Annotated in this window: 21 protein-coding genes; 17 read left to right on the top strand and 4 right to left on the bottom strand. The window is 63.4% G+C overall.

The features are described 5' to 3' along the window. Window positions 1–115 precede the first annotated feature (115 nt). The 5 genes from P0D96_RS11025 to ftsB all read left to right on the top strand — a co-directional run bounded on the left by P0D96_RS11025 (window position 116) and on the right by ftsB (window position 5,589). Window positions 116–919, top strand: coding sequence for an alpha/beta fold hydrolase (locus P0D96_RS11025; RefSeq protein ID WP_132373839.1), 804 nt, complete (start codon window positions 116–118; stop codon window positions 917–919). Between the two features lie 140 nt (window positions 920–1,059). After that, complete coding sequence (gene pyrG, locus P0D96_RS11030; RefSeq protein WP_342960367.1) at window positions 1,060–2,733, top strand: CTP synthase; 1,674 nt, start codon at window positions 1,060–1,062, stop codon at window positions 2,731–2,733. Further along, the gene (kdsA, locus tag P0D96_RS11035) at window positions 2,730–3,584 is read left to right on the top strand and encodes a 3-deoxy-8-phosphooctulonate synthase (protein ID WP_091792904.1); all 855 of its coding nucleotides are present in this window, start codon (window positions 2,730–2,732) and stop codon (window positions 3,582–3,584) included. The genes pyrG and kdsA overlap by 4 nt, the downstream gene beginning before the upstream one ends. Before the next feature lie 176 nt (window positions 3,585–3,760). Beyond that, window positions 3,761–5,044, top strand: a complete 1,284-nt coding sequence (gene eno / locus P0D96_RS11040; RefSeq protein WP_054038196.1) for a phosphopyruvate hydratase — start codon at window positions 3,761–3,763, stop codon at window positions 5,042–5,044. A 107-nt stretch (window positions 5,045–5,151) separates the two neighbouring features. Beyond that, window positions 5,152–5,589: a cell division protein FtsB gene (gene ftsB, locus P0D96_RS11045; RefSeq protein ID WP_132373842.1), complete on the top strand. Its 438-nt coding sequence runs from the start codon at window positions 5,152–5,154 to the stop codon at window positions 5,587–5,589. A 133-nt stretch (window positions 5,590–5,722) separates the two neighbouring features. Here the strand turns inward: ftsB and P0D96_RS11050 are convergent, their stop codons facing one another. From P0D96_RS11050 to P0D96_RS11060, 3 genes are all read right to left on the bottom strand, one after another. Further along, on the bottom strand, window positions 5,723–6,112 hold the full coding sequence (locus tag P0D96_RS11050; protein WP_408175869.1) for a hypothetical protein: 390 nt from the start codon (window positions 6,110–6,112) through the stop codon (window positions 5,723–5,725). Window positions 6,113–6,283: 171 nt separating this feature from the next. Further along, window positions 6,284–7,234 carry an Hsp33 family molecular chaperone HslO gene (gene hslO, locus P0D96_RS11055; RefSeq protein ID WP_132373844.1) on the bottom strand — a complete coding sequence of 317 codons (951 nt, stop codon included), beginning with the start codon at window positions 7,232–7,234 and terminating at the stop codon, window positions 6,284–6,286. A 64-nt stretch (window positions 7,235–7,298) separates the two neighbouring features. Then, on the bottom strand, window positions 7,299–7,823 hold the full coding sequence (locus P0D96_RS11060) for a gamma carbonic anhydrase family protein (RefSeq protein WP_408313391.1): 525 nt from the start codon (window positions 7,821–7,823) through the stop codon (window positions 7,299–7,301). Between the two features lie 325 nt (window positions 7,824–8,148). On the opposite strand from P0D96_RS11060, the gene P0D96_RS11065 reads away from it, so the two are divergent. The 10 genes from P0D96_RS11065 to P0D96_RS11110 all read left to right on the top strand — a co-directional run bounded on the left by P0D96_RS11065 (window position 8,149) and on the right by P0D96_RS11110 (window position 17,290). Further along, window positions 8,149–9,051: a ferritin-like domain-containing protein gene (locus P0D96_RS11065; RefSeq protein WP_408313393.1), complete on the top strand. Its 903-nt coding sequence runs from the start codon at window positions 8,149–8,151 to the stop codon at window positions 9,049–9,051. An 82-nt stretch (window positions 9,052–9,133) separates the two neighbouring features. Continuing rightward, on the top strand, window positions 9,134–10,018 hold the full coding sequence (locus P0D96_RS11070; RefSeq protein WP_408313395.1) for an alpha/beta fold hydrolase: 885 nt from the start codon (window positions 9,134–9,136) through the stop codon (window positions 10,016–10,018). A 118-nt stretch (window positions 10,019–10,136) separates the two neighbouring features. Continuing rightward, a complete protein-coding gene (locus P0D96_RS11075) occupies window positions 10,137–10,967 on the top strand; it encodes a 3',5'-nucleoside bisphosphate phosphatase (RefSeq protein WP_132373848.1) in 831 nt (276 codons plus the stop codon). A gap of 142 nt (window positions 10,968–11,109) precedes the next feature. Beyond that, complete coding sequence (locus tag P0D96_RS11080) at window positions 11,110–11,745, top strand: L-threonylcarbamoyladenylate synthase (protein WP_132373849.1); 636 nt, start codon at window positions 11,110–11,112, stop codon at window positions 11,743–11,745. A 47-nt stretch (window positions 11,746–11,792) separates the two neighbouring features. Next, window positions 11,793–12,455, top strand: coding sequence for a site-2 protease family protein (locus P0D96_RS11085; RefSeq protein ID WP_408282722.1), 663 nt, complete (start codon window positions 11,793–11,795; stop codon window positions 12,453–12,455). A 6-nt stretch (window positions 12,456–12,461) separates the two neighbouring features. Continuing rightward, window positions 12,462–13,664, top strand: a complete 1,203-nt coding sequence (locus tag P0D96_RS11090) for a tryptophan--tRNA ligase (protein WP_132373851.1) — start codon at window positions 12,462–12,464, stop codon at window positions 13,662–13,664. 14 nt (window positions 13,665–13,678) lie between these two features. After that, the gene (locus P0D96_RS11095; RefSeq protein WP_408313397.1) at window positions 13,679–14,278 is read left to right on the top strand and encodes a class I SAM-dependent methyltransferase; all 600 of its coding nucleotides are present in this window, start codon (window positions 13,679–13,681) and stop codon (window positions 14,276–14,278) included. Between the two features lie 43 nt (window positions 14,279–14,321). Further along, window positions 14,322–15,236 (top strand): 4-hydroxy-tetrahydrodipicolinate synthase, encoded by a 915-nt coding sequence (dapA, locus tag P0D96_RS11100; RefSeq protein ID WP_408175873.1) that lies wholly within the window; start codon window positions 14,322–14,324, stop codon window positions 15,234–15,236. A 133-nt stretch (window positions 15,237–15,369) separates the two neighbouring features. Further along, window positions 15,370–16,509: an NlpB/DapX family lipoprotein gene (gene bamC / locus P0D96_RS11105; protein ID WP_408175874.1), complete on the top strand. Its 1,140-nt coding sequence runs from the start codon at window positions 15,370–15,372 to the stop codon at window positions 16,507–16,509. A 7-nt stretch (window positions 16,510–16,516) separates the two neighbouring features. Next, complete coding sequence (locus tag P0D96_RS11110) at window positions 16,517–17,290, top strand: MBL fold metallo-hydrolase (RefSeq protein ID WP_408313399.1); 774 nt, start codon at window positions 16,517–16,519, stop codon at window positions 17,288–17,290. A gap of 129 nt (window positions 17,291–17,419) precedes the next feature. On the opposite strand, the gene P0D96_RS11115 is transcribed toward P0D96_RS11110, so the two are convergent. After that, a complete protein-coding gene (locus P0D96_RS11115; protein WP_106279488.1) occupies window positions 17,420–18,118 on the bottom strand; it encodes a Bax inhibitor-1/YccA family protein in 699 nt (232 codons plus the stop codon). Between the two features lie 296 nt (window positions 18,119–18,414). Here P0D96_RS11115 and ndk point away from each other — a divergent pair, with 296 nt between their 5' ends. Both ndk and rlmN read left to right on the top strand, forming a co-directional pair. Further along, on the top strand, window positions 18,415–18,840 hold the full coding sequence (gene ndk, locus P0D96_RS11120) for a nucleoside-diphosphate kinase (protein ID WP_012433533.1): 426 nt from the start codon (window positions 18,415–18,417) through the stop codon (window positions 18,838–18,840). 161 nt (window positions 18,841–19,001) lie between these two features. Beyond that, on the top strand, window positions 19,002–20,153 hold the full coding sequence (gene rlmN, locus P0D96_RS11125) for a dual-specificity RNA methyltransferase RlmN (protein ID WP_408175877.1): 1,152 nt from the start codon (window positions 19,002–19,004) through the stop codon (window positions 20,151–20,153). The last annotated feature ends 96 nt before the right edge of the window (window positions 20,154–20,249 follow it).

The raw sequence follows: 20,249 nt of genomic DNA on the forward strand, positions 1-20,249 counted from the left end.
GGCGTCGATGAGTCGCCGGCCGCACAGATAGAAGAAACGCGCCGCCGGGGGTGGTGACTGCACGCAGGTGTGCACGACAACTCGCACGCAAAAAAACAGAACGGAGATAGCGCAGTTGAAAAACATCATTCACTTTTCGCACGCGAATGGCTTTCCGGCGTCGACCTACCGGACGATCTTCGCCGAACTCTCCGACGACTATGAACTGCGTTACATCGAGCGGATCGGCCACGACGCGCGCTTTCCGGTGACGCAGGACTGGCCGCATCTGGTCGAACAGTTGCTCGACGACATTCGCAGGACGTACGAGCATCCGGTGTGGCTGGTGGGGCATTCGCTCGGCGGCTATCTGTCGTTGATGGCCGCGCTCAAGAAGCCGCAGTGGGTGAGGGGCGTGGTGATGCTCGATTCGCCGGTGATCGCCGGCTGGCGCAGCAGCATGCTGCGCGTGTCGCAATGGACCGGCCTCGACGAGCGGCTCTCGCCCGCGGCGGCCACTCGCACGCGGCGGACTCAATGGGCGAGCCGCGACGAAGCGTGGCGCCATTTCCATTCGAAGCCGGCGTTCGCGCGCTGGGATGAGCGCATGCTCTCCGACTACATCGACTTCGGCATTCCGCAGACTTCGCCCGACGGCTCGCGCTCGCTGGCCTTCGACCGCCGCACCGAATATCAGATCTATAAGACCTTGCCGCACACGCTCGGCTCGCGGCTCGCGCGGGGCGCGCCGGTGCCGGTGGGCTTCATCGCCGGCACGCGTTCGAAGGAAATCCGCCAGGCTGGTCTCGACGCTACCCGCCGCGCGACCGGCGGCCATGTGGAATGGATCGAGGGCAGTCATCTTTACCCGATGGAAAAACCGGTCGAAACCGCACGCGCCGTGCAAAGCATGCTGCATGAACTGGAGCAGCGCGGCTGACGGCCGCAGAAAACGGTGCATGATCGAAGCACGGCAACGGCCGCCGCCGCGGCATACGCACGTGCCGACCTCGCTCGGATTTTGCTGGGGTTGGGGCCCTGCTTTACGGTATAATCCGTTTTTCCCGCGAGCATCCAGCGATGACCAAATATGTTTTCGTCACCGGCGGCGTAGTATCTTCCCTCGGCAAGGGTATTGCCGCCGCTTCCCTCGCCGCGATCCTCGAATCGCGCGGTCTTAAAGTCACCCTCCTCAAGCTCGATCCCTACATCAATGTCGACCCCGGCACGATGAGCCCGTTTCAACACGGCGAAGTGTTCGTGACGGAAGACGGAGCGGAGACGGACCTCGACCTCGGCCACTACGAGCGCTTCATCAGTACAAAGATGCGCAAGGCCAATAACTTCACCACGGGCCAGATTTACGAATCGGTGATCCGCAAGGAACGCCGCGGCGATTATCTCGGCAAGACGGTGCAGGTCATCCCGCACATCACGAATGAAATCCAGGCGTTCATCGAACGCGGCGCGGCTTCCGCGACGTGTGGTGAACCGGACGTCGCGATTGTCGAAGTGGGCGGCACCGTGGGCGACATCGAATCGCTGCCGTTCCTCGAGGCCGCGCGTCAGATGAGCCTGCGCATGGGCCGCAACAGCGCGTGCTTCGTGCATCTCACGCTGGTGCCCTGGGTCGCCACGGCCGGCGAACTGAAGACCAAGCCCACGCAGCACAGCGTGCAGAAGCTGCGCGAAATCGGTATTTCGCCGCACGTGCTGCTGTGCCGCGCCGACCGCCGCATTCCGGACGACGAGCGCGCCAAGATCTCCATGTTCTCGAACGTGCCGGAAGACGCCGTGATCTCCGTGTGGGACGCGGACAGCATCTACAAGATTCCGCAGATGCTGCACGATCAGGGTCTGGACGCGATCATCTGCGAAGAGCTCAAGCTCGCGCCGAAGGCCGCCGATCTGTCCATGTGGTCCGATCTCGTCGAGAAGCTGGAGCATCCGAAGCACGAAGTCACGATCGGCATGGTCGGCAAGTATGTCGATCTGACCGAGTCGTACAAGTCGCTGATCGAAGCGCTGCGCCATGCGTCGATGCATACGTCGACCAAGGTCAACATCGAATACATCGATTCGGAAGAAGTCGAGACGCAAGGCGTCGAGAGCCTCAAGCATCTGGACGCCGTGCTCGTGCCGGGCGGCTTCGGCCGTCGCGGCACCGAAGGCAAGATTGCGGCGATCCGCTATGCACGCGAAGCGAAGGTGCCGTATCTCGGCATCTGCCTCGGCATGCAGTTGGCCGTGATCGAATTCGCGCGCGACGTGGTCGGTCTGAAAGACGCGAACAGCACCGAGTTCGATCAGGAAACGCCGAACCGTGTGGTCGCGCTGATCACCGAATGGTACGACCGCGAAGGCCGCGTCGAGAAGCGCACGGAAGAGTCGGATCTGGGCGGCACGATGCGCCTCGGTTCGCAACGTTGCCCGATCAAGCCCGGTACCATGGCCGAAGAGATTTATGGCAAGGACGTGAACGAACGCCATCGCCACCGTTATGAAGTCAATAACCGCTTCGTGCCCCAGCTCGAAGCCGGCGGCCTTATCATCAGCGCCCGTACCCCGAGTGAAGATCTGCCGGAAATGATGGAATTGCCGCGCAGCATGCACCCGTGGTTCGTCGGCGTGCAGTTCCACCCGGAATTCACGTCCACGCCGCGTGACGGCCATCCGCTGTTCAAGTCGTTCGTCGAAGCGGCGCTCGCGCATCACGAGGCGCGCACGCCGGTCGCAGTCGGGGAGAAAGCATGAAACTGGGCGATTTCGAAATCGGGCTCGACAAGCCGTTTTTCCTGATCGCAGGCACCTGTGTCGTCGAATCCGAACAGATGACGATCGACACAGCCGGCCGGCTGAAGGAAATCTGCGCGAAGCTGAACATTCCGTTCATCTACAAATCGTCGTACGACAAAGCCAATCGAAGCAGCGGCAAGTCGTTCCGCGGTCTGGGTATGGACGAAGGCTTGCGCATCCTGTCGGAAGTGAAGCGTCAGCTCGGTCTGCCGGTGCTGACCGACGTTCACGCCGAGCATGAGATCGAGCAGGTCGCCTCGGTGGTCGACGTGTTGCAAACGCCGGCTTTCCTGTGCCGTCAAACGGACTTCATTCACGCGTGCGCGCGTTCGGGCAAACCGGTCAACATCAAGAAAGGCCAGTTTCTCGCACCGCACGACATGAAGAACGTGATCGACAAGGCGCGCGATGCCGCGCGTGAAGCGGGTCTGTCGGAAGACCGCTTCATGGCGTGCGAACGTGGCGTGTCGTTCGGTTATAACAACCTCGTGTCGGACATGCGTTCGCTCGCGATCATGCGCGAAACCAACGCGCCGGTCGTGTTCGACGCCACTCACTCGGTGCAGTTGCCGGGCGGGCAGGGCACGAGCTCGGGCGGTCAGCGTGAATTCGTGCCGGTGCTGGCGCGTGCGGCGGTGGCGGTGGGCGTGTCGGGGCTCTTCATGGAGACGCACCCGAATCCGGCCGAAGCCAAGTCGGACGGTCCGAACGCCGTGCCGCTGCATCGCATGGCCGATCTGCTCGAGACGCTGGTTACGCTCGATCAGGCCGTCAAGCGCGCGCCGTTCCTCGAAAGCGATTTCAACTGATTCAGGCGTTCACCGCGTGTCACGAGAGCTTTGCATAATGGACCTGGTCGTGAGCACGCGGCGAATGCACGCAATGGTCGTCGAACGTATCGGCGCGCAGGTAGTTTGCCGGGGAGACCGGCTGTGCCAGGTACAGTGTCACAGTAAAGAATTCAACGTCATTTCTTGAGGAAACCATGAGTGCTATCGTAGATATCATCGGTCGAGAGATTCTCGATTCGCGAGGCAACCCCACCGTCGAATGCGACGTGCTGCTCGAGTCTGGCACGATGGGCCGCGCAGCGGTGCCGTCGGGCGCGTCGACGGGTTCGCGTGAAGCGATCGAACTGCGCGATGGCGAAGCCGGCCGTTACGGCGGCAAGGGCGTACTGAAGGCCGTCGAGCACATCAACACCGAAATCTCCGAAGCGATCATGGGCCTCGACGCTTCCGAACAGGCTTTCCTCGACAAGACCCTGCTGGAACTCGACGGCACCGACAACAAGTCGCGCCTCGGCGCGAACGCGATGCTGGCTGTGTCGATGGCCGTCGCGAAGGCTGCCGCTGAAGAAGCCGGCCTGCCGCTGTACCGCTACTTCGGCGGCTCGGGCGCGATGCAACTGCCGGTGCCGATGATGAACATCGTCAACGGCGGCGCGCACGCCAACAACAGCCTGGACATCCAGGAATTCATGATCGTGCCGGTCAGCCAGCCGACCTTCCGCGAAGCACTGCGCTGCGGCGCCGAAGTGTTCCACGCGCTGAAGAAGATTCTGTCGGACCGCGGCATGAGCACGGCCGTCGGCGACGAAGGCGGCTTCGCGCCGAACTTCGGCAGCAACGACGAATGCCTGTCGACCATCCTGCAAGCCATCGAGAAAGCCGGCTACCGCGCCGGTGAAGACGTGCTGCTCGCGCTCGACTGCGCAGCGAGCGAGTTCTACCACGACGGCAAGTACCAACTGGCCGGCGAAGGCCTGCAACTGTCGTCGACGGAATTCGCGGACTACCTCGCGAACCTGGCCGACAAGTTCCCGATCGTGTCGATTGAAGACGGCATGCACGAAAGTGACTGGGCCGGCTGGAAGATTCTGACCGACAAGCTCGGCAAGAAGGTGCAACTGGTGGGCGACGACCTGTTCGTCACCAACACGCGCATCCTGAAGGAAGGCATCGAGAAGGGCATCGCCAACTCGATCCTGATCAAGATCAACCAGATCGGCACGCTGACGGAAACCTTCGCGGCGATCGAAATGGCCAAGCGCGCCGGCTACACGGCCGTGATCTCGCACCGTTCGGGCGAAACCGAAGATTCGACGATCGCGGATATCGCGGTCGGCCTGAATGCCGGTCAGATCAAGACGGGCTCGCTGTCGCGTTCGGACCGCATCTCGAAGTACAACCAGTTGCTGCGCATCGAAGAAGACCTCGGTGATATCGCCAGCTACCCGGGCAAGTCGGCGTTCTACAATCTGCGCTAATGGCTGGTTTGCAAGCGCTGACCGATGAGCCGGTTATCCTTCGTTTTTGATTGACCCCGCCGCCCTGCGTATAGCGCAGGGCGGCGTGTATTTATTGTGCTTACTTCATGCGGCTTGTCACTGCTGTCCTGATCGTTCTACTGGCGCTGATCCAGTACCCGCTCTGGTGGGGGCACGGCGGTTGGTTGCGCGTGCACGAGTTGCAGCAGCAACTGGCGCAGCAAGTGCAAAAAAATGCTGATTCGAAACTGCGCAACGAACGCATTCAGGGCGAAGTGCAGGATTTGCAGAACGGCACGGCCGCGGTCGAAGAGCGGGCGCGTTATGAAATGGGCATGGTGAAGGACAGCGAAGTGTTCGTGCAGTTCGTTTCGCCAAACGCGCCGTTGCCGGCGGCGAACACGCCTTCGGTTACGACGTCCACGCGTGGTGAGATGTCGACCGCGCCGCTGCATGTGGTACCGAATCCGGAGTCGCGCGCGAAGCCGGATCGCAAGCACGGTGGTAAAGCGGCTGCTGAGAAAGACAAGAAGCCTGCGCATTGAGCTTCGCCGTAGCGCAACAACGGTTCAGTACGAAGGATGCAAAAAAGGCACGGTGAGAACCGCGCCTTTTTCTTTGGGCTCGCCGCCGCCCGTCGAACCTGGATTCTCGCCGCGTGCGTGAGCTAGCCGCCGCTTACCAGCCCCAGTACGGCCCGTAACCGATGCCGACACCTGTACCCCAGCCGTGTCCCCATCCACCGCCGTAATAGCTGCCGTACACGCTGACAGGCGGCGCGTAGTAACGCGACCACGCCTGTGCCGCATTTTCAGCGGCCATCGCCTGATTCTGCTCGGCCATCACTTGATGGTCGATCGCGTCATAGCGCTGGCGTTCTTCAGGCGTCAGCGGTTGGGCGGTGGCGGCCATGCCCGACTGATCGGCGGGCAGCCGGCTATAAATCGGCGACGGGCCCGGCGGGTCCATCACGCAGCCCGCAAGCGCGCCACTACCGACGAGGACAGCCAGCACAGCGACCGTGCGCGCACGGCGCAGCAGCGGTATCGGCGAAGTAGGGTAGTTCATGTCCGATCTCCATCGGTCGGATGCCTAAGCAATGATCCAACCCAATGATCAAAGATACTGCGCCGCCCGGGCCCTGAAAAGGCAGCGGGCGGCGCGGTATTTTTACTGCCGTAATACAGGCGTGACAAACCGCCGCTCGGCGCGCATGGAATCCGCGCGCCAACGAGCCGTTCAGTGCCGCTGGTCAGCCGCGGGCGTCACACCTTGTGAGAGCGCCTCGGCGACAAAAAGTTGCGCGACGTCGACCGGATCGAACTCATAACGCTGGTTGCAGAACTCGCAATGAATCTCGACATGGCCGCGCTCTTCGAGCACGCCGTCGACTTCCTCGCGGCCCAGCATCTTCAGCATGCCGCCGACTTTTTCGCGCGAACACGTGCACTCGAAACGCGCCGTGGCCGGTTCGAAATGCTGGACGTTTTCCTGCCAGAACAGACGGCGGAACACCGTTTCCGGTTCTTCCTTCAGCAGCTCGTCTTGCGACAGCGTGCCGCCCAACGTGCAGACGCGCTCCCACGTGTCCGCGTCCAGATCGCCCGGATGGGGGACGATGCCGCCGTCGCCCGGCAATTTTTGCAACAGCATGCCGACTGCGCGCTCGGTGTTCGCCGCGAGCCACAGGCGCGTGTCGAGCTGCTCCGAGTGATGCATGTAGTGCTCGAGCACTTCGGCCATCGAGTTGAGCGGGCCGTCCACGCCCGACAGCGGCACGATACTTTGATAGGGCTGCTGTCCGGGCTGCTTGTTGGCAGGATCGAGCGTGATCACGCAACGGCCGTGGCCGCTCGCGTTCAGCAGCTCGACCATGCTGGTCGTCTCGCCGATCACGTTGGCCGCTTCGCCGGACAGCTTGGCGGTCGCGCGCATCGACAGATCGGAGCTGCACTGCACCACCAGCATCTTGACCGGGCCATCGCCGAAAATCTGCATGATGAGCGTGCCGTCGAACTTGAGATTCGCCGACAGCAGCGCGCACGCGGCCATCATTTCGCCCAGAACCGTCCGCACCGGCGCCGGATAATCGCGGCGCGTCAGCACTTCCTGCCAGGTATTGCGCAGGGAAACGATCTCGCCGCGCACTGGCGCCGCGCTGAACATGAATTTTTGCAACTGGTCGCTCACAACTTTTCCTCGGTCGAATGACGCAGCGTGATGCCGCGCCGTGCGCGCCGCGCGCTCCGGCTGGTTAGCCGATGCGCACGAGCTGCGCCTTGTAATAGTCGCGGCGCTCGGCATAGGTTGCCGCGCCGCGCTGCATGTTGGCGATATCCGTCTCGGTCAGTTCGCGCACCACCTTGGCGGGCGCGCCGAGAATCAGCGAATTGTCGGGAAATGCCTTGCCCTCGGTGACGACGGCGCCCGCTCCGACCAGACAGTTGCGGCCGATTACCGCTCCATTCAAGACCACCGCCTGAATTCCGATCAACGAGCCTTCCTTGATCGTGCAGCCGTGCAGCATGACCTGGTGGCCGACCGTCACGTTGGGCTCGATCGTCAGCGGAAAACCGGGGTCGGTGTGCAGCACGGCGTTTTCCTGCACGTTGCTGCCGGCGCCGATGGTGATCGGCTCGTTGTCGCCGCGAATCGTCGCGCCGAACCAGACGCTGGCGTTCTCCCCGAGCGTCACGTTGCCGATGATGCTCGCCGAATCGGCGACGAAGACGCTTTCATGGATGGTCGGGGCGGCTTCGCCAAGCTTGTAAATGGTCACGGTGTCTCCTCTTGATCGGTCACTGCGCGCGCCGGACATTGCGCCGAACCGCCCGAAACGTCTTGCCACGCCGGGTTGTCGCGCCTCGCCGACGCATCGGGCGCGTTGGATGGTCGAATCGAGTATTGTAAACGGTTGTGTGGTTGGGCCGCTTGGTCTGGCCGCAGGAGCGTTCGCCGCTTCGTTGGTCAGGCTGCCGGCCGCGCGGTTGCGGCGCGTGCTTTGACGGCAGTATGCCAAAGCGTCGGTTGCCGCCGGCTTTGCCATTTCCTTAGCCATGCCGTTGTTGGCTTCCTTCATAGCTTCCCTTGCCGATCCGCTTGCCATGATGTCCGCTGTTTCGTCCGTTTCGCCTCATTCGCCGGCCACTGAAACCGGGCGCGAGGCCCCTTGCGCGCGCACCGCAGCGCTCGCCGCGTTGCGCGAAGCCGATCCGGCCGCCAAGGCCGCCGCGGCCCGCGCGCTCTATGCCGCGGTGCTCGACGGCAGCATGGCATGCGCAGTGGACCTCGAACTCGACGAACCGGCTGGACTGCCGGGCCGTCCCGCGCGCCCCGAACTGGTCGATCCGCGCGGTTTGAAGCGGCGCAGCATGCAAGCGCCGCAAGGGCGCGCAATCCTGCTGCACGCACTCGCGCACATCGAATTCAACGCCATCAATCTCGCGCTCGACGCGGTCTGGCGCTTCGGCGGCATGCCCGCCGCGTTCTATACCGACTGGCTCAAAGTTGCCTCCGAAGAGGCCTATCACTTCTCGCTGCTGACCGCGCGCCTCGCCGAATACGGCCACGTCTACGGCGATTTTCCGGCCCACGACGGTCTGTGGGACATGTGCGAGCGCACGCGTGGCGACGTGCTGGCGCGCATGGCGCTAGTGCCGCGCACGCTCGAAGCCCGCGGCCTCGACGCCTCACCGCCGATCCGCGCGCGCCTGCTGCAGGCTGGCGATCAGGCGTCGGCGGCGATTCTCGACGTGATCCTGCGCGACGAAATCGGCCACGTGCTGATCGGCAATCGCTGGTTCCGCCATCTGTGCGACGGCAGCGGCCTCGATCCTCACGAGACTTACGCGCGCCTCGCCGACCAGTATCACGCACCGAAATTACGTGGGCCGTTCAATTTCGAGGCGCGCCGCGACGCCGGTTTCGACGAAGCCGAACTGGCCGCTCTGGCAGCCCTGGCGGGCCTCGACGCGCCGGAAGCGGCTTCGCCGTCCGCCGGCGACTGAGACTTCCTTCGCCTCCGACCCCGCGCATCGGCGGGCCATCTCGTTATAATCGAACGATCATTCTTTTTTTGGCGTGCCGTTCATGAACACTTCGCAGTCTGAATTCGTCGCGGTGCGCGGCATCCGCTTGCATGTGCGGCGCTGGGGCAACCCCGACGCCCCGATGCTCTTCATGCTGCACGGCTGGATGGACGTGGCCGCCTCGTTCCAGTTCGTCGTCGGCGCGCTGGGCGGCGACTGGCAGGTGCTGGCGCCCGACATGCGCGGCTTCGGCCTGTCGGACTGGCCGGTGGCGGAACGCGGCGGCGGCAACTACTGGATTCAGGACTACGTGGCCGACCTCGACGCCTTGCTCGACCACTACGCGCCGACCGGCGAAGTGAATCTGGTTGGCCACAGCATGGGCGCGAACATCGCGTGCGTGTATGCGGGCGTGCGGCCGGAGCGGGTGCGGCGGGTGGTCGACCTGGAAGGCTTCGGACTCGCGCCGTCGCACTCGGCACAAGCGCCCAAGCGCCTGCGCACCTGGCTCGATGAATTGCGTGATCCGCCGCAATTGAAGCGCTACGCGTCGCTCGACGACGTCGCCGCGCGCCTGATCAAGACCAATCCGCGGCTCGACCCGAAGCGCGCGCAATTTCTCGCGCAGCACTGGTCGAAGCCGGACGGCGAAGGGCGCTACATGCTGCTCGCCGATCCCGCGCACAAGCTGCGCGGCCCGGCGCTGTACCGTCTCGACGAAGTGATGGCGACGTGGCGCAAGGTGAGCGCGAAGGTCCTGCACGTGGAGGCCGCCAATTCGCCGACGCTCGCGCGGATCGCCGGCGAGATTCCTCTCGACGAATTCAAGGCGCGCTTTCAGGCGTTCCCCGACTGGCGCGAGAAGATCATCGACGAAGCGGGGCACATGGTGCATCACGACCAGCCGGAGCAGGTGGCCGCGCTGATCGAGGGATTCTGCGCGTAGGGCTTAAAAAAGTTTGAGGGTTCCCGAGGGGCTACCTTCGGGACGTCCGTTGTGAGATAGCTCTGCGTCCGCTTACTGCGTTGCAGTAAAATGAGTGCAGAACCTTTTCAAGACAACGATGAACGCCGACCTCCACTGTCACTCCACCGTTTCCGACGGCCAGTTCGCGCCGGCCGACGTCGCGCGCCGCGCGCACGCGGGCGGCGTGACGCTGTGGGCGCTCACCGATCACGATGAACTGGGCGGCCAGCACGAAGCCAGAAGCACCGCCGAGGCGCTCGGCATGGACTATCTGAGCGGCGTCGAGATCTCGGTGACGTGGGCGTCGCGCACGGTGCACATCGTTGGGTTGGGCATCGATCCGACCAGTTCGATCCTGATCGACGGTCTCGCGCGCACCCGCAACGGCCGCGCCGCGCGGGCGGAGGCGATCGGCGAACAACTGGCTACGCTCGGCATTCCCGACGCCTATCAGGGCGCGCTCAAATACGTGTCGAACCCGGACATGATTTCGCGCACGCATTTCGCGCGTTTCATGGTGGACAGCGGCTACGCCAGTTCCACCCAGGACGTGTTCACCCGCTATCTCGGCGACGGCAAACCGGGCTACGTGCCGCACCGCTGGGCCAAACTGGCCGACGCGGTCGGCTGGATCCAGGCGGCCGGCGGCGAAGCGATCATTGCGCATCCGGGTCGCTATGCTTACTCGCCGGTTGAATTCGACGCGTTTTTCGCCGAATTCATCGATCTCGGCGGCAAGGCGATCGAGGTAGTGACGGGCAGCCACACGCCCGATCAATACCGCGAATACGCCGATGTCGCGCGCCGGTTCGGTTTCGAGGCTTCGCGCGGGTCAGACTTCCACGCACCCGGCGAAGGCCGCGTCGATCTCGGCACGCTGCCGCCGCTGCCCTCCGATCTGAAGCCCGTCTGGGAACGCTGGCTGTGATCGCGCCGTGCCGTCGCGGCACGTCATGCGCGAAAGCGGGCCGTGCGCCGCGCGTGCTTTTCGTCCGATCTTCCGACCGGTGTTCAGCCGCAGTTCAATTTGCCGTCTGTCCGCTTTCATCCGTGAGCCAACGTTAGTCGCCATGTCTCAATACTTTCGGCTTCATCCTGATAACCCGCAGCCGCGCCTCGTCAAACAGGCCGTACAGATCATCAACGATGGCGGCGTGGTCGCGTTGCCGACGGATTCGAGCTACGCGCTCGCCTGCCATCTGGACGACAAGGACGCGGTCGAGCGTCTGCGACGTATTCGCGGACTCGACGAGAAGCAGCTGCTGTCGCTGCTGGTGCGCGACCTGTCGGAACTCGCGAACTTCGCGATGGTGGACAACCGGCAATACCGGCTGATCAAATCGGTGACGCCGGGCCCCTACGTGTTCGTCCTGCAGGCCACCAAGGAAGTGCCGCGGCGCCTGTCGCATCCGTCGCGCAAGACCATCGGCCTGCGCGTGCCGGATCACGCGATCACGCTGGCGATTCTCGAAGAACTCGGCCAGCCGTTGCTCGGCTCGACGCTGATCATGCCGGGCGAAACCCAGCCGCTGAACGACCCGGAAGAAATCCGCGAGCGTTTGGAGAAGCAACTGGATCTGGTGATCGACAGCGGTCCGTGTGTGTGCGAGCCGTCCACGGTGATCGATCTGACCGGCGCGGAGCCGGTGCTGGTGCGGCCGGGGCGCGGTTCTCTCGCGCCGTTCGGCCTCGAAGAGACGGCATGAGTGAAAGCGGACAGACGCACGCAATCGCGTTGTTACAATAACGAGTTATGGATTCTTCCCTGATACAGACCATTGCGGTTTACGCGCTGCCGGTGATTTTCGCCATCACGCTGCACGAAGCCGCCCATGGCTACGTCGCGCGCTGGCTCGGCGACAATACCGCCTACGTGCTCGGCCGCGTCTCCGTCAATCCGATGCGGCACATCGACCCGCTCGGCACGATTGCGATTCCCTTGCTGCTGTACTTCGCCACCAGCGGTGCGTTCATGTTCGGCTACGCCAAGCCGGTGCCAGTCGCCTTCGGTAATCTGCGCAATCCGCGCTGGGGCAGTTTGTGGGTCGCAGCGGCGGGTCCGGGCTGCAACTTCGTGCAGGCGGTGATCTGGGGTCTGTTTGGTGTCGCACTCGCGGTGTCGAACGTGGACGAGCCGTTCTTCACGCGCATGGCGGGAGCGGGCGTCGGCGTGAATCTCGTGCTCGGCGTGCTCAACCTGTTTCCGCTGCCGCCGCTCGACGGCGGCCGTGTGCTGATGGCGCTGTTGCCGCCGCGGCAGTCCATCACGCTGTCGCGCCTCGAACCGTACGGGTTTTTCATCGTGATGGCGCTGGTCATGACGGGTACGCTGACGCGATACTGGTTGAACCCGCTGGTCACGATCGGCTACAGCGCGATCACCGCCATTCTGACTCCCCTTGTTTCGCTTTTCTAGATAACCATGTTCCCAGACCGTATCTTCTCCGGCATGCGGCCCACCGGGTCGTTGCACCTCGGCCACTATCACGGCGTGCTGAAAAACTGGGTGCGGCTGCAGTCCGAGTACCCGTGTTTCTTTTGTGTGGTCGACTGGCACGCGCTGACGACGCACTACGAAACGCCCGAAGTGATCGAAAAGAACGTCTGGGACGTGCTGATCGACTGGCTGGCCTCCGGGATCGATCCGGCGCAGGCCACGCTGTTCATCCAGAGCAAAGTGCCCGAGCATGCCGAACTGGCGCTGCTGCTCGGCATGAGCACGCCGCTCGGCTGGCTCGAACGCGTGCCGACCTACAAGGAGCAGCAGGAGAAGCTGAAGGACAAGGATCTGTCCACTTACGGCTTTCTCGGCTATCCGGTGCTGATGGCGGCGGACATTCTGCTGTATCGCGGCTCGCTCGTGCCGGTTGGCGAAGATCAGGTGCCGCACGTCGAAATGACGCGTGAAATCGCGCGCCGTTTCAACTACCTGTACGGCCGCGAACCGGGCTTCGAAGAAAAGGCCAACGACGCCGCGAAAAAGCTCGGCGGCAAGCGCGCCAAGCTCTATCACGAACTTCGCAACGCCTACCAGCAGGAAGGCGACGACGAAGCGCTCGAACAGGCGCGCGCCATGTTGCAGGAATCGCAAAGCCTGTCGATGAACGACCGCGAGCGCCTGTTCGGCTACCTCGAAGGTTCGCGCAAGATCATTCTGGTCGAGCCGCAAGCCATGTTGACGGAGGCGTCGCGCATGCCGGGCCTCGACGGCCAGAAAATGTCGAAGTCGTACGGCAACACGATCGGCCTGCGTGAAGACGCGGAGACCATCACGAAGAAAGTGCGCACCATGCCGACCGATCCGGCCCGCGTGCGCCGCACCGATCCGGGCGATCCTGACAAGTGCCCGGTGTGGCAGCTTCACCAGGTCTACACGGACGAAGCCACCCACGAGTGGGTGCAGAAGGGCTGCCGGACGGCCGGCATTGGTTGCCTCGAGTGCAAGCAGCCGGTGATCGAAGGCATTCTGCGTGAGCAGCAGCCCATGCTCGAGCGCGCGCAGAAGTACATGGACGATCCGTCGCTGTTGCGCGCGATCGTCGCCGACGGCTGCGACAAGGCCCGCAGGTTCGCCACGGAAACCATGCGCGAAGTACGCGAAGCCATGGGGCTGTCGTACAACTGAGCCGCGCCGAAGTGATGAGCACTCCCGCTACCGCCATGCATGGATTGGGCGAGCCGTCGCCTTGGGTGCGCGATTGGGCGCATCTGGTCGCGGCGGGCGGCGCGGTGCTCGATGTCGCGTCCGGGGCGGGGCGGCATGCGCGGTTCTTTGCGTCGCTGGGGCATCCGGTGACCGCCATCGACCGCGACGCGGCGGCGCTCGACGCGCTGCGCGACGAGCCGCTCGTCACCCCGCTCGAAGCCGATCTGGAAGGCGCCGCGTGGCCGTTGCCCGTTGACGCGAAATTCGCCGCCGTCGTGGTGACCAACTACCTGCACCGGCCGCTCTTTCCGCAGCTGTTGCGCGCGCTCGCGCCCGGCGGCGTACTGGTTTACGAGACCTTCGCGCAAGGAAACGAAAGCGTCGGCAAACCCTCTAATCCGGCGTTTCTGCTGGCGCCCGGCGAGCTTCTCGAGTGCGTGCGCGGCCAGCTCCGGGTGGTCGCTTTTCAGGACGGTTTTCTCGCGCGGCCGCGCCCGGCCTACGTCCAGCGGATCTGCGCAATTCTGGAGGCGGAGCGCTCAGACGACCCCGCACAGGCGGCATCTCCGCCTTCTTACGAGTTGGCTGGCTAATCCGCTACAATCGCGGTTTACCTGATCAAATTCATGGCGTTTCATGACTAACGGCAACCACAGCAGCAACGACAGCGTTCAGATTCGCGGCAGCATTCCTGCCATCATTACCCCGATGCTCGAAGACGGCAGCCTCGATCTGCCGGCGTTTCGCAAACTGATCGACTGGCACGTCGCGGAGGGCACGAACGCTCTCGTCGTGGTCGGCACGAGCGGCGAGTCGGCCACGCTGTCGGTCGAAGAACACGTGCTGATGGTCAAGACCGCGGTCGAGCACACGGCGGGCCGGATTCCGGTGATCGCGGGCTCGGGCGGCAATTCCACGACCGAAGCCATCGAACTCACCCAGCAGGCCAAGGAAGTCGGCGCCGACGCCACGCTCCAGGTCGTGCCGTACTACAACAAGCCGACGCAGGAAGGCATCTACCGCCACTTCGCGAAGATCGCCGAAACCGTCGATCTGCCGGTGATTCTGTATAACGTGCCGGGCCGCACCGTTGCGGACATGAGCAACGAAACCATTCTGCGCTGCGCGCAGGTGCCGGGCATCATTGGTGTAAAGGAAGCGACCGGCAATATCGATCGCGCCGCGCATCTGATCAAATCCGCGCCGGCGCACTTCGGCATCTACAGCGGTGACGATCCCACCGCGATCGCGCTGATGCTGCTCGGCGGCCACGGCAACATTTCGGTCACCGCCAACGTCGCGCCGCGCGCGATGAGCGAGCTCTGCAAGGCCGCCCTGGCCGCGGACGCGAAGACCGCGCGTGAGATTCATCTGAAACTCCTGTCGTTGCATAAGAACCTGTTCATCGAATCGAATCCGATTCCGGCCAAATGGGCACTGCAGCAACTGGGTCGTGTGCAGGGCGGAATCCGCCTGCCGCTCACGCCGCTCGACGCGCAATACCACGAAGTGGTGCGCGGCGCGCTGCGCGAAGCGGGCCTGCTGGGCTAGGCGGATATCGTCCGCGGCACCCACCAGCGCCAACGAAAGCCTGCCACCGGCACTCCCTTAACCGACGTCGATCCAGCCCACGTTCCCGGCACACAGAACCAAGGCACCGCGTTCCAGCATCACGAAGGACCTCATGAAACGTTCCGCACTTTCCCTCCACGCAACCCGCATGGCGGCGCTGGCGCTTGCCCTCACGACGCTCGCCGGCTGTGACACGCTGAACGACTGGTTTGCTTCCGACCGCGTCAACTACAAGGGCGCGGCCAGCGCACCGCCGCTTGCCGTTCCGAACGATTTGAGCACCACCAAGACCGACGAGCGCTACGTCGCTCCGCCGGCCAATCTGGCGCTGGGCGGCGCGCAGACGCGCGCGGTCACGGCCGCCGGCAATTCGACCGAAGGCCAGCCGAACGCGCAGGATCCGCTCGGCATGCATATCGAACGCGACGGCGATCGCCGCTGGCTGGTCGTCGACGGCCGCTCGCCGGACCAACTCTGGCCGCAGTTGCAGGAGTTCTGGCAGGAGAACGGCTTCGTGCTGAAGACCGACGCGCCGGCCACCGGCATCATGACGACCGACTGGGCGGAAAACCGCGCCAACATTCCGGACGACTGGTTCCGCCGCACGGTTGGCAAGGTCATCGACTTCGCGTATTCGTCTGGCACGCGTGACAGCTTCCGCACGCTCGTGTCGCGTGCGCCGGGCGACACGACCGACATCTCCATTACGCACAGCGCCATGGAGGAAGTGTTGACCGGGCAGGACAAAACGTCGTCGCGTTGGGAAGAGCGCCCGCGCGATCCGGCGCTCGAGGCGCTGTTCCTCACCAAGCTGATGCAGAAGTTCGGCCTGACCGAAGCGCAATCGAAGCAGTTGTTGACTGACGCGCGTACGGCCGTCGCGCCGACCACGATCGATCAGAGCGCGGGCGCATCCACGCTCGACCTGCAGGAGTCGTTCGACCGCGCGTGGCTGCGCGTGGGCCTGGCGCTCGACCGCACGAACTTCACCGTCGACAACCGCGACCGCGCGAAGGGCATCTACTACGTGCGCTACGCGGACTCGATGCAGGAACTGAAGAAGGAAGGGCTGCTCGGCAAGCTGTTCTACAGCGGCAATTCGTCGAAGAAGCCGGGTCAGGAATTCCTCGTCAACGTGCGCTCGAAGGGCGACACGGTGACCCAGGTGGCGGTGCTGACTGCGAACGGGCAGGTCGACAATTCGTCCGACGCGCAGCGCATCGTGACGCTGCTGCACGCGCAACTGAACTAAACGGACCGTGAGGTTCGCGAGTCTCGGTAGCGGCAGTGAAGGCAATGCCTTGCTGGTGGAAGCGCAAAGCGGCGCGACCACCACGCGTGTGCTGCTCGACTGCGGTTTTTCGGCCAAGGAAGTCGAGCGGCGTCTGACGCGGCTCGGCGCGAGCGTCGAAGGTCTCGACGCGATTCTGATCACGCATGAACATAGCGACCACATTGGCAGCGCGCTGACGCTGGCGCGCAAGTGGTCGATTCCGTTGTACATGAGCTGGGGTACCGCCCGCGCGGTGGGCGCCGACGAAGCCGATGTCGACCTGCAGGTGCTGTGGGGCGACGAAGCGGTGGCGATCGGCGACCTCAGCATTCTCCCTTACACCGTTCCGCACGACGCCCGCGAGCCGCTGCAATACGTGCTCTCGAACGGCGCGAGCCGGCTCGGCGTGCTGACGGATGTCGGCACGTCCACGCCGCATATCAGCTCGGTGCTGAGCGGCTGCGACGCGCTGGTGCTCGAATGCAATCACGACGTGCGGATGCTGGCGGGCAGCCGCTATCCGCAGTCGCTGAAGGCACGCATCGGCGGCAATCATGGGCATCTGAACAACGACGCGGCGGCTGACATTCTGGCCTCGCTTGATCGATCGCGGTTGCGCCATCTGGTTGCGGCGCATTTGAGCCAGCAGAACAATCTGCCGGAACTGGCGCAGGCCGCCATGGCCGGTGTGCTGGGCGCGGCGCCGACGGAAGTGGTGGTGGCGTCGCAGGATGAGGGGTTTGCGTGGCTGAGCGTGTGATTCGCGTCTGATGCTCGATTTACGGCGCTTCTGACGCCGCGGCGCATGAAAAAAGCCCATAACGATCGCTCGTTATGGGCTTTTTCTTTCAGGGCGAGACGTTTCGAACGCCGCGCCCCCGAAGCAAGCTTAGTTGCGGTTGCCGCCGAAGATACCGAGCAGCGCCAGCAGGTTGACGAACACGTTGTACAGGTCCAGGTAGATCGCGAGCGTGGCGGTGATGTAATTCGTTTCACCGCCGTTCACGACGCGCTGAACGTCGAACAGCATGTAGGCCGAGAAAATCACGATGGCCATGACCGACACCGTCAACATGAGCGCCGGCAGATGCAGGAACACGTTCGCCACCGATGCGAGCAGCAGCACGATCACGCCCATGAACAGCCACTTGCCGAGGCCCGAGAAATCACGCTTGCTGACCGTGGCGATGGTTGCCATCGACGCGAAGATCACACCAGTGCCACCGAAGGCGAGCATGATCAGCGACGGGCCGTTCGAAAAACCGAGCACGAAGCTCAGGATGCGCGACAGCATCAGGCCCATGAAGAACGTGAAGCCGAGCAGCACGAACACGCCGGCTGCGCTGTCTTTGGTCTTCTGGATGGCGAACATGAAGCCGAAGGCGATCGCGAAGAACGCCAGCATGCTCATGGCCGGACTCGTGGCGGCGAACAGCGAGAAACCGGTGGTGAGGCCCACCCACGCGCCAAGCACTGTCGGAATCATGGACAGCGCGAGCAGCCAGTAGGTGTTCCGTAGCACGCGGTTACGCGTTTCGACCGTGCTGACCGCGCCATTGCGGCCAAAGCTATACGGATGTTCGTTCATGGTCTCTCCTTACCTCAGAAGCGTGATGCGTATGGTTGTGAAGCGGGTTGTGGCGAGTCGGGCTGCGCCGGTGGGAATGTCTGTCGCCGGCCGCGGCGCTCTCATCCCTAAGATTGGCGCGCGGGCAGGGAGTTTCAATGCCCGGAAAATACCGACACCGCCTACGCTACCAGTATTCGGAAACTCCTGCTTGGAGTCTTTCAATGTTGTAAGGGTTCAATCGCAATCATACACGGGAACATGCTACAATAGCGGATTCATCTGAATCTGTAACCTCTTAATTTTTTGGAGTTTTTATGGCGATCGAACGCACCCTGTCGATTATCAAGCCGGACGCAGTGGCCAAGAACGTGATCGGCCAGATCTACAGCCGTTTCGAAAACGCTGGTCTGAAGATTGTGGCTTCGCGCATGGTTCACCTGTCGCGCGCCGACGCGGAGAAGTTCTACGCTGTGCACGCCGCACGTCCGTTCTTCAAGGACCTGGTCGATTTCATGATCTCGGGCCCGGTCGTCGTGCAAGCGCTCGAAGGCGAAAACGCCATCCTGAAGCACCGTGATCTGATGGGTGCAACGGACCCGAAGAAGGCGGAAAAGGGCACGATCCGCGCCGACTTCGCCGACAGCATCGACGCGAACGCAGTGCACGGTTCCGACGCGGCTGAAACGGCTGCCGTCGAAATCGCGTTCTTCTTCCCGCAAGTGAACGTCTACTCGCGTTAAGCAGGGCTTGCCTCACGCGATTCGTGCAGCCGACTGGATTTGTCGCACGAATCGCCCGGCAAAGTAGTAAGGTAAAAGCAGCAGGAATGGGCGCGAACGGCATTGCGTTCATGCAGCTTGTTGCATGAACGTAGTCTCGCACTGAAATGGCAGGATTCGATATGACGAGCAGTCCCACCGTCAACCTTCTCGACCTCGACGCCCAAGGGCTGGTCGCCTACTGCGACAGCCTGGGCGAGAAGCCGTTTCGCGCTAAGCAATTGCAGCGCTGGATTCACCAATACAACGCTGCCGACTTCGACGGCATGACCGATCTCGCGAAGTCCTTGCGCGAAAAGCTAAAGGGGCGCGCCGCGATCTCGATGCCGGGCATCGTCAGCGACCATATTTCGACCGACGGCACACGCAAGTGGCTGATCGACGTCGGCAACAGCAACGCGGTTGAAACCGTCTACATTCCCGAAGAAACGCGCGGCACGCTGTGCGTGTCGTCGCAGGCCGGGTGCGCGGTCAACTGCCGTTTCTGTTCGACCGGCAAACAGGGTTTCTCCCGCAATCTCACCACCGGCGAAATCATCGGCCAGCTGCGCATGGCTGAGTTCGCGCTGCGCGCATCGCGCGGCGTGGACGGCGGCCGCGCCACGGGTGGCGACGGCAAGGGTGAGCGGGTCGTCACGAACGTCGTGATGATGGGCATGGGCGAGCCGCTGCTCAATTACGACGCGGTCGTGCCGGCCATGCGCCTGATGCTCGACGACAACGCCTATGGCCTGTCGCGCCGCCGTGTCACGCTGTCCACCTCGGGCGTCGTGCCCATGATGGACCGGCTCGGCGCCGATCTGCCGGTGGCGCTCGCGGTCTCCTTGCATGCGCCCAGCGATCCGCTGCGCGACATGCTGGTGCCGCTGAACAAGAAGTACCCGCTGCGCGAACTGATGGCGGCTTGCCAGCGCTATCTGAAGGTCGCGCCGCGCGACTTCATTACGTTTGAATATTGCATGCTCGACGGCGTGAACGACAGCGAAGCGCAAGCGCGCGAATTGCTCGCTGTCACGCGCGACGTGCCGTGCAAGTTCAACCTGATTCCGTTCAATCCGTTCCCCGAATCGGGCCTCATCCGCTCGAAGCCGGAACAGATCAAACGGTTTGCACAAGTGTTGATGGACGCGGGCGTCGTCACCACGGTGCGTAAGACACGCGGCGATGATATCGACGCTGCCTGCGGTCAGTTGGCCGGCGCGGTGAAAGACCGCACACGGCTCGCTGAGCGCACCGGGAAGGCAGCGAAGATCATCGAGGTTCGCGCCGTGTAATCGTGCGGGGATGGCAGGGTGCCGGCGTTCGGAGAAAGCTCCGCGAACGTGCGACAACCTGCTGTGCCGGTGTCGATTGAAAAGAAAGTTTGCAGA

It is taken from the genome of Paraburkholderia sp. RL17-347-BIC-D, from assembly GCF_046027915.1.
Taxonomy (GTDB): domain Bacteria; phylum Pseudomonadota; class Gammaproteobacteria; order Burkholderiales; family Burkholderiaceae; genus Paraburkholderia.

Coding starts and splice junctions, on each gene's coding strand:
- pyrG (WP_342960367.1), top strand. CDS start 1,060: ATGACCAAATATGTTTTCGTCACCGGCGGCGTAGTATCTTCCCTCGGC.
- kdsA (WP_091792904.1), top strand. CDS start 2,730: ATGAAACTGGGCGATTTCGAAATCGGGCTCGACAAGCCGTTTTTCCTG.
- eno (WP_054038196.1), top strand. CDS start 3,761: ATGAGTGCTATCGTAGATATCATCGGTCGAGAGATTCTCGATTCGCGA.
- ftsB (WP_132373842.1), top strand. CDS start 5,152: ATGCGGCTTGTCACTGCTGTCCTGATCGTTCTACTGGCGCTGATCCAG.
- P0D96_RS11050 (WP_408175869.1), bottom strand. CDS start 6,112: ATGAACTACCCTACTTCGCCGATACCGCTGCTGCGCCGTGCGCGCACG.
- P0D96_RS11065 (WP_408313393.1), top strand. CDS start 8,149: ATGATGTCCGCTGTTTCGTCCGTTTCGCCTCATTCGCCGGCCACTGAA.
- P0D96_RS11070 (WP_408313395.1), top strand. CDS start 9,134: ATGAACACTTCGCAGTCTGAATTCGTCGCGGTGCGCGGCATCCGCTTG.
- P0D96_RS11075 (WP_132373848.1), top strand. CDS start 10,137: ATGAACGCCGACCTCCACTGTCACTCCACCGTTTCCGACGGCCAGTTC.
- P0D96_RS11080 (WP_132373849.1), top strand. CDS start 11,110: ATGTCTCAATACTTTCGGCTTCATCCTGATAACCCGCAGCCGCGCCTC.
- P0D96_RS11085 (WP_408282722.1), top strand. CDS start 11,793: ATGGATTCTTCCCTGATACAGACCATTGCGGTTTACGCGCTGCCGGTG.
- P0D96_RS11090 (WP_132373851.1), top strand. CDS start 12,462: ATGTTCCCAGACCGTATCTTCTCCGGCATGCGGCCCACCGGGTCGTTG.
- P0D96_RS11095 (WP_408313397.1), top strand. CDS start 13,679: ATGAGCACTCCCGCTACCGCCATGCATGGATTGGGCGAGCCGTCGCCT.
- dapA (WP_408175873.1), top strand. CDS start 14,322: ATGACTAACGGCAACCACAGCAGCAACGACAGCGTTCAGATTCGCGGC.
- bamC (WP_408175874.1), top strand. CDS start 15,370: ATGAAACGTTCCGCACTTTCCCTCCACGCAACCCGCATGGCGGCGCTG.
- P0D96_RS11115 (WP_106279488.1), bottom strand. CDS start 18,118: ATGAACGAACATCCGTATAGCTTTGGCCGCAATGGCGCGGTCAGCACG.
- ndk (WP_012433533.1), top strand. CDS start 18,415: ATGGCGATCGAACGCACCCTGTCGATTATCAAGCCGGACGCAGTGGCC.
- rlmN (WP_408175877.1), top strand. CDS start 19,002: ATGACGAGCAGTCCCACCGTCAACCTTCTCGACCTCGACGCCCAAGGG.